The following is a 15,086-nucleotide window of genomic DNA, read 5'->3' on the forward strand; positions in this document are numbered from 1 at the left end:
AAAATAAGCGTATTTTTGCGGTTATATTATAAATGACATAAAAATTAAGTGTCATTTTCTTCAATTCAAATATATGTCATTTAATTCACTAGGCTTATCTGATGCCTTATTGAAAGCAATCAATAAAAAAGGATACAACACGCCATCACCAATTCAAGCAAAAGCAATCCCACCCATTTTAGAAGGGAAAGATGTTTTGGCATCGGCGCAAACAGGTACCGGTAAAACCGCGGGTTTTACACTACCATTACTTCAAATTTTAACAGAAGGAACCACAAAAAGACAGCGTCCAGTACGCGCTTTAATATTAACGCCAACTCGAGAATTGGCGGCTCAAATTTTTGAAAACGTTAAAGAATATAGCGAATTTATAGATATCAGATCGGCAGTTATTTTTGGAGGTGTTAATCAGCGTCCTCAAGAAGCCCAAATTAGACGAGGTGTCGATGTGTTGGTAGCAACACCAGGCCGATTATTAGATTTGTGTAGCCAAAACATATTGTCTTTATCGAGTGTAGAGATTTTTGTGTTAGACGAAGCAGACCGTATGTTAGACATGGGATTTCTTCGCGATATAGAACGTGTTATAAAGTTAATTCCGAAGAAACGTCAGAATTTAATGTTCTCGGCAACCTTTTCAAAAGATATTAAAAAGTTAGCGAACGGCATCTTATCTCATCCAGTTTCTGTTGAGGCGACTCCAGAAAACACAACGGTTGAGGTTATTCAGCAAAAAGTGTATCGGGTTGCTAAAGCCAAGAAAACCGGATTAATTATTAAATTAATATCGGAAGGTAATTGGCAACAGGTTTTGGTGTTTACACGTACAAAACACGGTGCGAACAACTTAACCAAAAAAATGATTTCTGCAGGTATTACTGCAGCAGCCATTCATGGCAATAAAAGTCAAGGTGCGCGTACAAAAGCCTTAAGTGGGTTTAAAGATGGAAGTATACGGGTTATGGTTGCTACAGATATTGCAGCTCGTGGTTTAGATATTCCATTGTTGCCACATGTTATAAACTTCGAAATTCCGAATATTTCTGAAGATTATGTACACCGTATAGGTAGAACCGGGAGAGCTGGAGCTAGTGGGGAAGCCATTTCATTAGTAAGTGCAGACGAAACCACGTTTTTAAGAGATATTCAAAAACTAATTGGATTACAAATTCCAGTTGAAATTGTAGAAGGTTTCGAACCAGATCCTAACGCCTCTACCGAGCCTATTAAACAAGGCGGCGGCGGTTCTAGAAATAGAAACTCTAGACCAGGCGGTGGTAGTAAAGGCAATAAAAAAAGCTCAACTAAAGGAGGAGCATCTAGTTCTAGTAGAAGTAGATCGCGAGATAGAAGAAAATAAGTGCGTATGGATAGTCAGCCAAATAATCCGTTACATGGCGTAAAATTAGAACAGATTTTAGTAGCGTTAGAAGCGCATTACGGTTGGGAATATATGGGGTATAACATTAATATTCGTTGTTTTAACGATAACCCGTCTATTAAATCGAGTTTAAAGTTTTTACGACGCACGCCGTGGGCAAGGACTAAAGTTGAACAGATGTATTTAAATATGATTTCTAAAAAATAAACAGATGAATTGTAAGATATTCTATTTTAGATAGTTATCTTTATAAGAAATCAAACCATTTTAATACCATTAAAATCATGAAAAAATTAGTTCTAGTTCTATTAGTAGCTTTGTGTTTTACAACGTTTTATAGTTGTCATTCATCAAAATCATCAGTGCCAACAACTGCCGTGTCAGATATGAGTGCCGATCAGATGAAGTCTTATTTTATGAGTAATCCAGATGTTCAAAACAAAGTAAAAGACGCTTTGGTCGATGAGAATTCGCCGCTGAGAAAACAAGCTACCGAGTATTTAAAAACAAATCCGGATACTCAGGCGAAAGTAACAGATTTTATTGCTAAAAACCCGGATGCAAAGGGAAATTTAATGAAGTATGTTATGGATAATCCTGAATTAACCAATAAACTTATGAATTGGATTTCTAACAATCCGAAAGTATTAAAACAAGCTATGAGTTTAATAGGAATGTAATTTTTCTTACATAATATTTTAAAGCAGTTAAGTTGTACTTGGCTGCTTTTTTTTGTTTAAAACCATACTAGAATGCAAGTATTCTGCAACTAAACGCGGATTTAATAAAGCAAGGTTGTAACTTTGCAAACACTTAAACGTAGTAAGACATGAATCATAAAGCCGGTTTTGTAAATATTATAGGAAATCCAAATGTTGGAAAATCTACATTAATGAATGCTTTTGTGGGTGAAAAATTATCGATCATAACCTCTAAGGCACAAACTACGCGTCACCGTATTTTAGGTATTGTGAATGGCGACGATTTTCAGGTGATCCTCTCTGATACTCCTGGAATTATTAAACCCGCTTACGAGCTACAATCGTCTATGATGGATTTTGTAAAATCTGCCTTCGAAGATGCCGATGTCTTGGTTTATATGGTTGAAATTGGTGAAACAGAACTTAAAGATGAAGCCTTTTTTAACAAGATTACTACGGCTAAAATCCCTGTATTATTGCTGTTAAATAAAATAGATAAATCCGACCAAGAGCAGTTAGAAGCTCAAGTTGGCTTGTGGAGTAGAAAAGTGCCTAATGCCGAAATTTTTCCAATTTCTGCTTTAGAAGGTTTTAATGTGTCTGAAGTATTCAATCGTATCATTGAATTGCTTCCAGATTCACCACCATTTTATCCAAAAGATCAGTTAACCGATAAACCAGAGCGATTTTTTATAAATGAAACCATTCGTGAAAAAATATTAATGCATTACAAGAAAGAAATTCCGTATGCGGTAGAGGTTGATACCGAGGAGTTTTTTGAAGAAGAGCAAATTATTCGTGTTCGTTCTGTAATTATGGTCGAGCGAGAAACCCAAAAGGGAATTATTATTGGTCATAAAGGAGCTGCTTTAAAACGTGTAGGCGTAGAGGCGAGAAAAGATTTAGAAAAATTCTTTGGAAAGCAAATTCATCTAGAATTATACGTAAAAGTGAATAAAAATTGGCGTTCCAATTCGCAGCAATTGCGTCGTTTCGGGTATAATCAGAAATAAAATGTTATAAATTAAGAGCGCTTTTCATAAATTGTTGTAGAGCTATCATATCTTTTTTTCCTTTATAACGCCCAGCTCGTCCAATAAAATACAAGGCAAACCAAAGTACAACCATGGCTATACAAACACCTATTTGTATGCCGTATGAGGTCTCTAATGCCCAATTGGAATAGGCCCAAATCCCGAAGCCGGTAAAAAGCATGGCCACGATAAAATGGAGAAACATAAAGAGCGTCCATACTGTTGGGTTTGGTCCGAAAAGCCCGTGTAGCCTGCAAGATCCATCTTCTTTTTCGTTAACTTCAAGATGTAATTGTGGCGACCAGAAGTGCTGTTTATGCTTCGGAATCCGAATAAAAACATGATCGTCTATACGCGACACTATAAACTCGTTCTGTGTATTTTTAAGGGCTTCAAAAACCGATAAAACCTCCTCGTTATGTTGGGGTAAGTCTATGTTAAATCTCGGGCGAAGAATAATGTCGTTATCTAATATCATCTTTTTTATCAACTTTAAAGAATGCGTTAAAATACAGTTTTTTCTTAAACATCTAAACACTACCTTTGCAGACAATTAAAAGTGTATGAGTAATATAGTAGCCATAGTAGGAAGACCAAATGTTGGAAAGTCAACATTTTTCAATCGTTTAATACAACGAAGAGAAGCCATTGTAGATGCAGTTAGTGGGGTTACTCGCGATAGACATTACGGAAAGAGCGACTGGAACGGAAAAGAATTTTCTTTAATCGATACCGGCGGATATGTAAAAGGAAGCGATGATGTTTTTGAAGCAGAGATCGATAAACAAGTAGTTTTAGCCATAGAAGAAGCCGATGCCATTATTTTTATGGTCGATGTAGAATCTGGGGTTACCGGCATGGATGAAGACGTAGCGAAGTTATTAAGAAAAGTAACGAAGCCAGTTTTCTTGGTGGTAAATAAAGTAGATAACGGAAAACGTGCCGAGGATGCTGTAGAGTTTTACTCTTTAGGTCTGGGCGAATATTATACGGTAGCAAGTATAAATGGTAGTGGAACGGGAGATTTATTAGATGCCTTAGTTGAAGCTTTGCCAGAAAAAGAGGAGGAAGAAGATGAAGAAGCTTTACCTCGTTTTGCGGTTGTTGGCCGTCCAAATGCAGGGAAGTCATCATTTATTAACGCTTTAATAGGTGAAGAGCGCTATATAGTTACAGATATTGCAGGTACAACACGAGATTCTATAGATACGAGGTATAACCGTTTTGGATTTGAATTTAACTTGGTAGATACGGCTGGAATCCGTAGAAAATCTAAAGTTAAGGAAGATTTAGAATTTTACTCTGTAATGCGTAGTGTACGTGCCATAGAGCATAGCGATGTTTGTATAATAGTGTTAGATGCCACAAGAGGTTTCGACGGACAGGTACAAAATATTTTTTGGTTAGCAGAACGCAATAGAAAAGGTATAGTTGTGCTTGTAAATAAATGGGATTTGATAGAAAAAGAAACCAATTCTGCTAAAGAATACGAAAGACAAATTCGTCGCGAAATGGAACCTTTTACCGATGTGCCTATTGTATTTATTTCGGTATTAAATAAACAACGTATTTTTAAAGCTATAGAAACAGCTGTTGAGGTTTACAAAAACAGAAGCAAAAAAATTAAAACTAGTGTTTTAAACGAAGTGATGTTGCCTATTATAGAAAATTATCCACCACCGGCGTATAAGGCAAAATATGTAAAAATTAAGTTTATTACGCAGTTACCAACACCACAGCCGCAATTTGCATTTTTCTGTAATTTGCCTCAGTATGTAAAAGAATCTTATAAACGATTTTTAGAAAATAAATTACGTGAACATTTCGATTTTAACGGTGTTCCTGTAAGCGTATATATGCGAAAGAAATAGTGTAAATATTACATAATTCAAATTAATAACCTCGATTTTTTGTTAAGTCGGGGTTTATTTTTTTGTTTCATTAAACTTTTTATAGTTTTGGCAGTCTAAGAGACAAGTGGTTTTTTTCTTGAGAAATTTTTAATTTTTTAGTCTTCACTTTTAATTAATAAGATACCGAAAACTTAGTTTGCAATGAGATATTTCTTTACGTTGTTATTTGTACTTACTTCAATATATGTACAAGCACAATCTAAACATTTTCAAATTTCAGGAACCTTAATGGCTTCCGATGTGAATGAACCCCTAGAGGCGGCAACCGTATATTTGCAACGTATTCAGGATAGTACGTTAGTCGCGTATGGCATTACAGATGCTAAGGGAAATTTTGAAATAGAGGGAAAAACAGCAGACCCTCAGCTTAATATATTTATGTCTTATTTAGGCTATAAAACCTATGCTAAAGTTATCGAAATTGCTTCCGATCCTATCCACTTACAAACCATGCGACTAGAAACGGAAGACAATACTTTACAAGAAGTTATTATTAAAGCGGCGGCTCCAATTACGTTTAAAAAAGATACTTTGGAATACAATGTCAAATCGTTTAAAACTAAAAAGGATGCCAATGTAGAGGATGTTTTAAAAGTACTTCCGGGAGTTGAGATTGATGAAGATGGTATAATTACAGTAAACGGAGTGGAAGTTGATAATGTATTGGTTAACGGAAAATCTTTTTTTGGAGACGACCCAAGTATTGCAACAAAAAATCTAACCAAAGATATCATAAAGAAAATTCAGATTGTAGATACCAAAACTAAAGCGCAAGCTTTTGCTGGCGAAACTGGCGATCAAGAAAATAAAACCATAAACCTAACTATAGAAGAGGATAAAAACAAAGGGCATTTTGGCCGAGTTTCCGCAGCTGGAGGTACCGATAATAGGTATGAAACCTCTGGTATTTATAATCGATTTAACGATACTAAACGTGTAAGCGTCCTAGCCGGAACCAATAACATTAATGCGCCAGGGTTTAGCAATGCCGAGTTAAACGATACTTTTGGAGGTCGTGGTAGTAGAGACTATGGAAGTGGCAGTGGTAACGGGATAATCACCTCTAAAAATGTGGGTGCTAATTATACGAGTTCGCCTTCAAAGCATAAAGAATTTAATGCCGACTATTTTTACGCACGAAGTGATTCAGATCAAGAAAACAAAACCGATAAAGAAATCTTTCTTCCAGACTCTAAATATTACACGTCGTCGGTGTCTACAAATTTAAAAACCAATCAGAGTCACAAGGCGAATATCTATTATGAAACCGATTTAGACTCTACTTTGTTGCTTACTATTAGGCCACGTTTTCAAGCAAATGAAAGCGAAAGTAGATATTTAAGCGACGAGAAATCGTTTAATGAAGAGAAAGTATTAAGCAATCAATCTATTAGTCAGATAAACAGCAATTCTGAATCGCAACAATTTTCTACAGATTTGGGCGCTACCAAGCGTATAGGTAAAAAAGGAAGTTATGTGCGATTTAATTTAGGTGCTAATGTATCAAATAGTGATTCTGACAAGTATTTAAAGTCTCAGACCAATTATTTTGGAGATTCTCCAAGTGATGAGGTTAGAAATCAACATGAAGATGGGAAACAATCTGGGCAGGAAATAAGTTCTTCTCTGCGGTTTCGATTACCGCTTATAGAAAATAAGTTGACTTTAGATTTGGAATACGATTACCAGTCTAATTTGTCTAAAAGTAAGTTGTTTACTTATGATTTTGATGACTCTACAAATGAATATTCCGATTTTAATTTTGATCAAAGTACAGATTTTGAAAACGAAAACATAGTAGCTACCCCAGAAGTAGAATTGCGATATCGCGGCGATAAATGGTATTTTAGAACAGAAGTAGGCTACGATTTTATCGAATTGTCTTCTAAAGATGCCTTAAGGCCAGAACTTAACTTTAGTCAAGATTTTACTCAAATAAAATTAGGAACGACGCTTGGTTACCGTGTGCGTTCTAAAATGGAAATGCGCTTACAATACCGTTTAAGAAATCAGGCACCAAGTATTTCTCAATTACAACCCTATGTTGACATTAGTAATCCGTTACATATTGTTATGGGTAATCCAGCCTTAGAAATGACGCAAAACCATCGTATACATGCGCGTTACAACAGTACGAATTATAATAAAGGGTTTGGTTTTTTTGGTTTTGTAAATTTAAATGTATTAGATAATAACGTGGTGCAAAAATCTGTAATCGATGAAGATTATGTAAAAACCACCACCTATGTAAATGTAGATGGTAGCTATAATTTAAGCATGATGATGAATGCTTCTAAAAAGGTGAAATTAGATTCTATTTCTAATATTAAATTTATAGTGGGGTTACGTCCGTCGTTAAATAGAAGTGTCAATTTTAATAACGATGTGCAGTATACCAATACCGTAAGAGCATTAGGGCCAACAGTGGGTGCGGTATACGAGATATCTGATATTGTTGAGGTAGAAACTTATTATTCTGCGCAGTTTTCTAGAGCTAATTACAGTATAGATAGTTTTGACGATAATGCGTTTACTATTCATAATTTGCGAATAAATACAGCAACATATCTACCCAAAGGTCTTGAGTGGCGAAATAATATCAATTTTAATTACAACTCCAATATTTCCGATGGTTTTCAAAAGAGTGCTTGGTTTTGGAATAGTACCTTGTCGTATTCAGTGTTAAATGACACCGGTTATGTAACGCTAAAGGCTTACGATTTGTTAAATCAGAACACAAATGCGCGTCGTATTGTAAATCAAGATTATATTCAGGATAGCGAGAGTAATGTCTTGCAACAATATTTCCTGTTGGGCTTTAGTTGGAAATTTAATAGTCTTGGTGCCAAAAGCTAGTATTATGCTAAGGGCATAGCCATTTCGGTATTAGCATTCTTATCAATTACAATTCGTGTTCTTGGTAGACTATCTGGATAATTTTTCTGAATAAACGCAATCATCTTTTCGCGAATAAGCACCCTTAAATCCCAGGCTATAGGCGAGTTTTTTGCACTTACAAGTATTCTTATTTCTACGGTAGTTTCAGTACAATCGGTTACCTGTAACACATTAACTTTTTTGTCCCATAAATCTGTAGCATTCAAGAGGCGAGTTAATTCGTTTCTTAAGTCATCAAACGGAATAGAATAATCGGTATACAGAAATATGGTTCCCATAATATCGGCGTTGTTTCGTGTCCAGTTTTGAAATGGTTTTTCAAGGAAATAGGAGGAAGGTAACACCAATCGTCTTTTGTCCCAAAGACGGACTACGACATAGGTTAAATTAATTTCTTCTATCCATCCCCATTCATTTTCAACAACTACAGCATCATCTATTCTAAAGGGCTGCGTTATGGCTATTTGAATTCCCGCTAGCAGGGCGCCAACTACTTTTTGAGCGGATAACCCCAATATAATACCCGCAACTCCGGCAGATGCAAAAAGGCCGACTCCAATTTTTCTGATACCTTCAAACGACAACAAAATCATTCCGATAGCCAAAATAATTATAATGAAAATGATGACCTTTTCTAGAATATTAAATTGGGTATAAATTTTCCGAGAATGCAAATTATCTTCTTTAGTAATATCGTAACGCTTCAAAAAATTGGTCTTCAATTTATGTAGTAGTACTATACTTAAATACGCAGAAGCTGCGATAAGCAGGTTTTGTTGTTGCGATGCTAAGATGGAAAAATCGATACTTGTGGTTCGCGTTAAGAATTTACTTAAGGGGTCTATGCTTAGTACAAATAGAATAATAGCAATGCTTATTATTAAGGGCAGATGTTTTTTCATAGGCAAAGATTTTACAAGGTAGGAGGTGTAAACCTAGCTTAGATTTAACTATGAAAAACAGCGTGTTACATCGACTATAAAGAGGATGAGCAAAGAAAAAACATAGCTTTTTATTTTAAAGTTAACCAAAAAAAGATGAACTATACAAGCATAAAGCCATGAACTGATTAGAAATCAGATTAATAAAAAAATAACTATGAAAAATTGAAAATATGATAATGCATTTACCAGCTTCCACCGGCACCACCCCCACTGAAGCCACCGCCACCGAAGCCACCACCAAAACCTCCGCCACCGCCGAAGCCACCTCCACCGAAGCCGCCTCCGCCAGATCCAAAGCCACCGCCATAGGTTCCGCGGCCCATATTACTTAAAATAATGGCATCGAGAATACTTGTTGGTCTGCGGTTACTGCCGCTGCCACCGCCTCCGCCACCGCGTTTGTTTCTAGAAATGGCAATCATGAGAATAACAAACATGATAAACATAAAGATTAGTTCGGGTGGAAAACCTTCTGGTTCTGCATTTTGTCTGCTGCCTTGATATTCACCCATTAAGAGTTGAAAAATAGCATCGGTTCCTTTGTCTAAACCTTGGTAGAAATTACCGTTTATAAATTCTGGAATTATAACATTACGTGTCATTTCTCCTACAATTCCGGCAGTAAGTTTGTGTTCTACACCATAACCTGGGGAGATATGGATTTTACGGTCGTCTTTCGCTAACAATACAAAAACACCATTGTCTTCTTTGGCTTGACCAATACCCCATTCTTGTGCCCATTTAGGGGTTAATAGGCCAATATTTTCTCCTTTAGTAGTAGAAATAATGGCAATTACAATTTGGGTAGATGTAGTGTCTGAATATTTTACAAGCTTGTTTTCTAAGGCGCTTTTTTCTGAAGGAGTTAATAAGTTTATATAATCGTAAACACTGGTTTGAAAATCTGGTTTAGCAGGAATGTCGAATTGTGCTGTAACGATTTGTGATATACAAAACGCAATACAGCAACAAGTAATTAGCCAAGTGTTTTTAATTTTTTGCAAGATTATCCTTTTGAAATGTCGTTAGGTAATTCGTTAATGTCTGAGGCGTCCCAAGGGAAATTCGCTTGAAGTTCTTTCCCTGCTCTTAAAACACCTTCAACAAGGCCGTCTTTAAATTTACCTTGTTTAAAATATGATTGAATAACATCTTTGGTCGTGTCCCAGAAATCTGCCTCTACAACGTCGTTAATACCTTTATCGCCATAAATAACAAAGGTTTTGTCTTCTACAGCAACATAAATTAAAACCCCATTTTGGAGTTTGGTATTATCCATTTTTAAAACATGAAAAACTTCCATAGCCCGTTCGTAAACGTCTATGGAAGCTGTTTTTTCAATATGGATACGGATCTCGCCAGAGGTGTGACTCTCGGCCACACGAATAGCTTCAACGATCTCGTCTTCTTCGTCTTTAGTAAGAAATCTTTCTACTTTAGAGTCCATTATTTGTTATTGAAATCGAAATCAACATCTACAGGTCGTTCTGCACCAGCTTCAGCATCGAAGTATGGTTTAGATTCAAAATGTAACAGTCCTGCTAATAGTGAGTTCGGGAATGTTTTAATATGATTATTGTATGGTTTTATCGCTTCATTATAACGTACACGTGCGGTTTGAATGGTATTTTCGGTGCTTGTTAATTCGTCTTGTAATTTTAAGAAATTCTGATTGGCTTTTAATTCAGGATAACGTTCTACAGATACTAATAATTTAGATAACGAACTACTTAATCCGCCTTGTACTTCATTAAATTGCTTTAATTGTTCTGGTGTAATATTAGAAGGATCTATAGTGGTTGAGGTTGCTTTTGCACGAGCTTCTATAACTTCGTTAAGTGTTGTTCTCTCGAAATCTGCAGCACCTTTAACGGTATTTACAAGGTTTCCAATAAGATCGTTTCTACGTTGGTAAGAGGTTTGTACATTACCCCATGCTTCACTTACATTTTCGTTTAATTTAACTGCTGTGTTGTTAAAGCCAACACCCCATTTGTAAAGTCCAAATGCAATTACCGCAAGGATAATTACAGGAATTAACCATTTTTTCATGATTGTTAGTTTTTAAAGTTGATTTTTAATTCTGATGAGTTGATTTTTTATGTCTTCTAACTTATCGATAATATCAAAGTTAGTTAAAGTTTTCTTTTTTTCTTCTTTTAAATGTGTTTTTGCGCCATCAAGCGTAAATCCTCGTTCTTTTACAAGATGAAAGATTAATTTTAAGTTTTTTATGTCTTCGGGCGTAAATTTTCGGTTGCCTTTAGCATTCTTTTTGGGTTTAAGCACATCGAATTCTTTTTCCCAAAAACGGATTAAAGACGCATTAACATCGAAAGCTTTGGCGACTTCGCCAATTCCATAGTATCGTTTTTCGGGTAAATCTATATGCATTAATCTAATGATTGATTTTCTAATGATGCTTTTTCTAATAAACGGCTATATTCTTCTGGTGTTAAACTGCCGTAATAGAAATTTGTTGGGTTAATACGCTCGTCGTCTTTAAAAATTTCATAATGTAAATGTGGCGCTTCAGATCTACCAGTACTTCCTACAAATCCAATAAGATCTCCACGTTCTACTTTCTGGTTTTTCTTAACATTGTACTTGTAAAGATGCGCATATAAACTTACATAACCATAACCATGGTCTATTCTAATATGATTTCCGTAACCGGTGGAATGATTGTCGGCACGAATTACTACGCCATCTCCAGTAGCATACACGGGGGTTCCACGCGGTGCCGTAAAATCCATACCATAATGAAATTTCCTCGCTTTGGTAAAGGGATCTGTTCGGTATCCGTAACCAGAAGCTATACGCGTTAAATCTACATTATTTACGGGTTGTATTGCTGGAATTGCAGCTAATAATTTTTCTTTGTCTTCGGCTAATTTTGCAATTTCATCTAGAGATTTAGATTGCACTACAATTTGTTTTTGAAGAATGTCTAACTTTTTATTGCTTTCTATTATAAGTTTAGAATTGTCGTAGCCTTCTAAATCTTTATATCTGTTTATACCTCCAAAACCAGCTTTACGTTGCTCTTCCGGAATAGGGTTGGCTTCAAAATAAATGCGATATATGTTGTTGTCTCTATCTTCAATACTGGCTAAAACTTCAGATGCTTCATCCATCTTTTTATTCAGCATATCAAATTGTATCTGAGTGTTTTGTAACTCGCGTTTTAGGGCTTTCTCTTTAGGCGATTCAACAAAATGGCTAGTAATAAAAATAGTTAAAAACCCAAATAAGGCCGCTGCAGTAATAAATGCTAATATAAACTTAAACGTATTACGTTTTTTACGCTCTATTTTACGATAGGAAAGCGTCTCAGGATCATAATAATATTTTACCTTACTCATTATCTAATTTATACTATTTTTGCAATTAAATTGATGCAATTTGCTGTTAAATCAAAGGGATTCTGGCAAACCTACAAAAATATTCGAACTACAAATTTAAAAAACAAATGACAATATTTTACGTCTAGCCTTAAGCAAACCTTAATTTAACAATATATTTGCACTTAATAATCGAAAAAATGACTTCCTAAAAGTAGTCAATTTAATAACAGTTTGTTACGTATAATATGAAATCTCAAGACATTCGCGCTAAGTATTTAGAATTTTTTAAAAGTAAAGGACATACCATTGTGCCGTCTGCACCTTTGGTATTAAAAAACGATCCCACCTTAATGTTTGTAAATTCTGGAATGGCACCGTTTAAAGAGTACTTTTTAGGACAAGCGAAGCCCATAAGTAATCGTATAGCAGATTCGCAAAAATGCTTACGTGTTTCGGGTAAACATAACGATTTGGAAGAAGTAGGGTACGATACGTATCACCACACTTTATTTGAAATGTTGGGGAATTGGAGTTTTGGAGACTATTTTAAAAAGGAAGCCATTGCATGGTGTTGGGAGTTATTAACCGATGTTTATGGTATAGATAACGATATATTATATGTTACGGTTTTTGAAGGCGATAAGGAAGATGGCACACCTATGGATCAAGAAGCATACGATTTTTGGAAAGAAATTGTAGACGAAGATCGTATCCTTTTAGGGAATAAAAAAGATAACTTTTGGGAAATGGGCGATCAAGGTCCGTGTGGACCATGTAGCGAAATACATGTTGATATTCGTTCGGCAGAGGAGAAAGCTAAAATTGATGGAAAATCTTTAGTGAATGCCGATCATCCTCAAGTTGTAGAAATCTGGAACTTAGTATTTATGCAATACAATCGTAAAGCCAACGGAAGCTTAGAAACACTTCCTAATAAACATATCGATACCGGTATGGGCTTCGAACGTTTATGTATGGTATTGCAGGGCGTTCAATCTAATTACGATACCGATGTGTTTACGCCAATTATTAGAGAGATTGAAATAATTTCTAAAGCTAAATACGGGAAAGACGAAAAAGCCGATGTTGCCATTCGTGTTATCTCAGACCATGTGCGTGCGGTAGCTTTCTCTATTGCCGATGGTCAATTACCTAGTAATACGGGGGCGGGTTACGTAATACGTCGTATTTTACGTCGCGCCGTACGATACAGTTTCACATTTTTAGACGAGAAGGAACCATTTATTTATAGATTGGTGAATGTTTTAAGTGAAAAAATGGGAGCTGCTTTCCCTGAATTAAAAGTTCAAAAACAATTAATTCAGAATGTAATTAAAGAAGAAGAAGCTTCATTTTTAAGAACTTTAGAGCAAGGTTTGGTGCTCTTAAACGGTATTATTGAAGGTGCTTCATCTAAAACAATTTCTGGAGAAAAAGCATTCGAATTATACGATACTTACGGATTTCCTATCGATTTAACCTCTTTAATTCTTCGCGAAAAAGGATTAGCCTTAGATGAAGCTGGTTTTCATGCCGAAATGGAAAAACAAAAAAACAGATCGCGTTCTGCTAGCGAAATGTCTACAGACGATTGGACGGTTTTGATAGAAGATGATGTTCAAGAATTTGTAGGGTACGATACTTTAGAGGCGCCTGTTAATATAACACGATACAGAAAAGTAGTTTCTAAAAAAGAGGGAACGATGTATCAACTCGTGTTTAACTTAACACCGTTTTATCCAGAAGGTGGAGGTCAGGTTGGAGATAAAGGTTACATTGAATCTCCAAACGGAGATGTCACTTATATTCTAGATACTAAAAAGGAAAATAATGTTGTTATTCACTTAGTAAAAGAGCTTCCGGATGATATTAATGTGGTGCTTCAAGCTACAGTAGATGCAAAACAGCGTTACCGTACCGCTTGCAACCACACGGCAACCCACTTATTACACCAGGCTTTACGCGAAATATTAGGAGAGCATGTCGAGCAAAAAGGATCTGCTGTACATTCTAAGCATTTAAGATTCGATTTTTCTCACTTTTCTAAAGTAACGAACGATCAATTACAGGATATAGAAAGTTTTGTGAATGCGCGTATCGAAGGTAAACTTCCGTTGCAAGAACAGCGTAACATTCCAATGCAGAAGGCGATAGATGAAGGAGCGATGGCCTTATTTGGTGAAAAATATGGAGATACCGTTCGTGCCATTCGTTTCGGAAAATCGATAGAACTTTGTGGTGGTACACATGTACAGAATACCGCAGATATTTGGCATTTTAAAATTATTTCTGAAAGTGCTGTGGCCTCAGGAATTCGTAGAATTGAAGCCATTACTAATGATGCGGTTAAGAGTTTTTATACCGAAAACAGTAAGATTTACTTTGAAATGAAGGATTTGCTAAATAATGCGCAAGAGCCCATTAAAGCTCTGCAGAATTTACAAGACGAAAATTCAAGTTTAAAAAAGCAAGTTGAGCAATTATTGAAAGAGAAGGCTAAAAATATTAAAGGCTTGCTTAAAGAGGAAGTAGAAACTATAGGTGGTATACAGTTTTTAGCAAAACAATTAGATTTAGATGCGGCAGGAATAAAAGATTTAGCATTCGAGTTAGGCGATCAGTTAGGAAATGCATTTTTAGTTTTCGGTACCGAACAAAACGGAAAAGCTTTATTGTCTTGTTATATCTCTAAAGGATTAGTGGCTAGCCATAATTTAAATGCCGGCCAAGTGGTTCGCGAACTTGGGAAGTTTATTCAAGGAGGCGGTGGCGGACAGCCATTTTTTGCAACTGCTGGAGGTAAAAATCCAGAAGGTATTGCAGAGGCCTTACAGGCTGCAAAACAATATGTTGCCAAATAGGAATTAT

The 15,086-nt window shown here is 35.8% G+C and carries 14 protein-coding genes; 7 read left to right on the forward strand and 7 right to left on the reverse strand.

The annotated features are described in order from the left end of the window. Positions 1-73 precede the first annotated feature (73 nt). The 4 genes from A9D35_RS14500 to era all read left to right on the forward strand — a co-directional run bounded on the left by A9D35_RS14500 (position 74) and on the right by era (position 3,095). The gene (locus A9D35_RS14500) at positions 74-1,360 is read left to right on the forward strand and encodes a DEAD/DEAH box helicase (RefSeq protein ID WP_066224185.1); all 1,287 of its coding nucleotides are present in this window, start codon (positions 74-76) and stop codon (positions 1,358-1,360) included. Between the two features lie 6 nt (positions 1,361-1,366). After that, positions 1,367-1,588 carry a VF530 family protein gene (locus A9D35_RS14505; RefSeq protein WP_066224187.1) on the forward strand — a complete coding sequence of 74 codons (222 nt, stop codon included), beginning with the start codon at positions 1,367-1,369 and terminating at the stop codon, positions 1,586-1,588. 77 nt (positions 1,589-1,665) lie between these two features. Then, a complete protein-coding gene (locus tag A9D35_RS14510; RefSeq protein WP_141675548.1) occupies positions 1,666-2,061 on the forward strand; it encodes a hypothetical protein in 396 nt (131 codons plus the stop codon). A 149-nt stretch (positions 2,062-2,210) separates the two neighbouring features. Continuing rightward, positions 2,211-3,095, forward strand: a complete 885-nt coding sequence (gene era, locus A9D35_RS14515; RefSeq protein WP_066224190.1) for a GTPase Era — start codon at positions 2,211-2,213, stop codon at positions 3,093-3,095. 4 nt (positions 3,096-3,099) lie between these two features. Here era and A9D35_RS14520 read toward each other — a convergent pair whose 3' ends face one another. Next, on the reverse strand, positions 3,100-3,594 hold the full coding sequence (locus A9D35_RS14520; RefSeq protein WP_066224193.1) for a GTP-binding protein: 495 nt from the start codon (positions 3,592-3,594) through the stop codon (positions 3,100-3,102). An 85-nt stretch (positions 3,595-3,679) separates the two neighbouring features. On the opposite strand from A9D35_RS14520, the gene der reads away from it, so the two are divergent. Then, positions 3,680-4,987 carry a ribosome biogenesis GTPase Der gene (der, locus tag A9D35_RS14525; protein ID WP_066224196.1) on the forward strand — a complete coding sequence of 436 codons (1,308 nt, stop codon included), beginning with the start codon at positions 3,680-3,682 and terminating at the stop codon, positions 4,985-4,987. A 183-nt stretch (positions 4,988-5,170) separates the two neighbouring features. After that, a complete protein-coding gene (locus tag A9D35_RS14530; RefSeq protein ID WP_066224198.1) occupies positions 5,171-7,885 on the forward strand; it encodes an outer membrane beta-barrel protein in 2,715 nt (904 codons plus the stop codon). Positions 7,886-7,887: 2 nt separating this feature from the next. Here the strand turns inward: A9D35_RS14530 and A9D35_RS14535 are convergent, their stop codons facing one another. The 6 genes from A9D35_RS14535 to A9D35_RS19795 form a co-directional block, all read right to left on the reverse strand. After that, positions 7,888-8,829: a mechanosensitive ion channel family protein gene (locus A9D35_RS14535; RefSeq protein ID WP_066224201.1), complete on the reverse strand. Its 942-nt coding sequence runs from the start codon at positions 8,827-8,829 to the stop codon at positions 7,888-7,890. A 224-nt stretch (positions 8,830-9,053) separates the two neighbouring features. After that, positions 9,054-9,875, reverse strand: a complete 822-nt coding sequence (locus tag A9D35_RS14540; protein WP_066224204.1) for a TPM domain-containing protein — start codon at positions 9,873-9,875, stop codon at positions 9,054-9,056. 2 nt (positions 9,876-9,877) lie between these two features. Beyond that, positions 9,878-10,318, reverse strand: a complete 441-nt coding sequence (locus A9D35_RS14545) for a TPM domain-containing protein (protein WP_066224208.1) — start codon at positions 10,316-10,318, stop codon at positions 9,878-9,880. Beyond that, on the reverse strand, positions 10,318-10,923 hold the full coding sequence (locus A9D35_RS14550; protein WP_066224211.1) for a LemA family protein: 606 nt from the start codon (positions 10,921-10,923) through the stop codon (positions 10,318-10,320). The genes A9D35_RS14545 and A9D35_RS14550 overlap by 1 nt, the downstream gene beginning before the upstream one ends. Positions 10,924-10,935: 12 nt before the next feature. Continuing rightward, the gene (locus tag A9D35_RS14555; RefSeq protein ID WP_066224214.1) at positions 10,936-11,265 is read right to left on the reverse strand and encodes a MerR family transcriptional regulator; all 330 of its coding nucleotides are present in this window, start codon (positions 11,263-11,265) and stop codon (positions 10,936-10,938) included. After that, positions 11,265-12,236, reverse strand: a complete 972-nt coding sequence (locus A9D35_RS19795; protein ID WP_066224217.1) for a M23 family metallopeptidase — start codon at positions 12,234-12,236, stop codon at positions 11,265-11,267. Before A9D35_RS19795 ends, A9D35_RS14555 begins: the two co-directional genes overlap by 1 nt. Before the next feature lie 227 nt (positions 12,237-12,463). Between A9D35_RS19795 and alaS the strand changes: the two genes are divergently transcribed. Then, positions 12,464-15,079, forward strand: a complete 2,616-nt coding sequence (gene alaS / locus A9D35_RS14565; protein ID WP_066224219.1) for an alanine--tRNA ligase — start codon at positions 12,464-12,466, stop codon at positions 15,077-15,079. Positions 15,080-15,086: the final 7 nt, after the last annotated feature.

Origin of the sequence: Formosa haliotis (assembly GCF_001685485.1) — a bacterium.
In the GTDB taxonomy this organism is placed as follows: Bacteria; Bacteroidota; Bacteroidia; order Flavobacteriales; family Flavobacteriaceae; genus Formosa; species Formosa haliotis.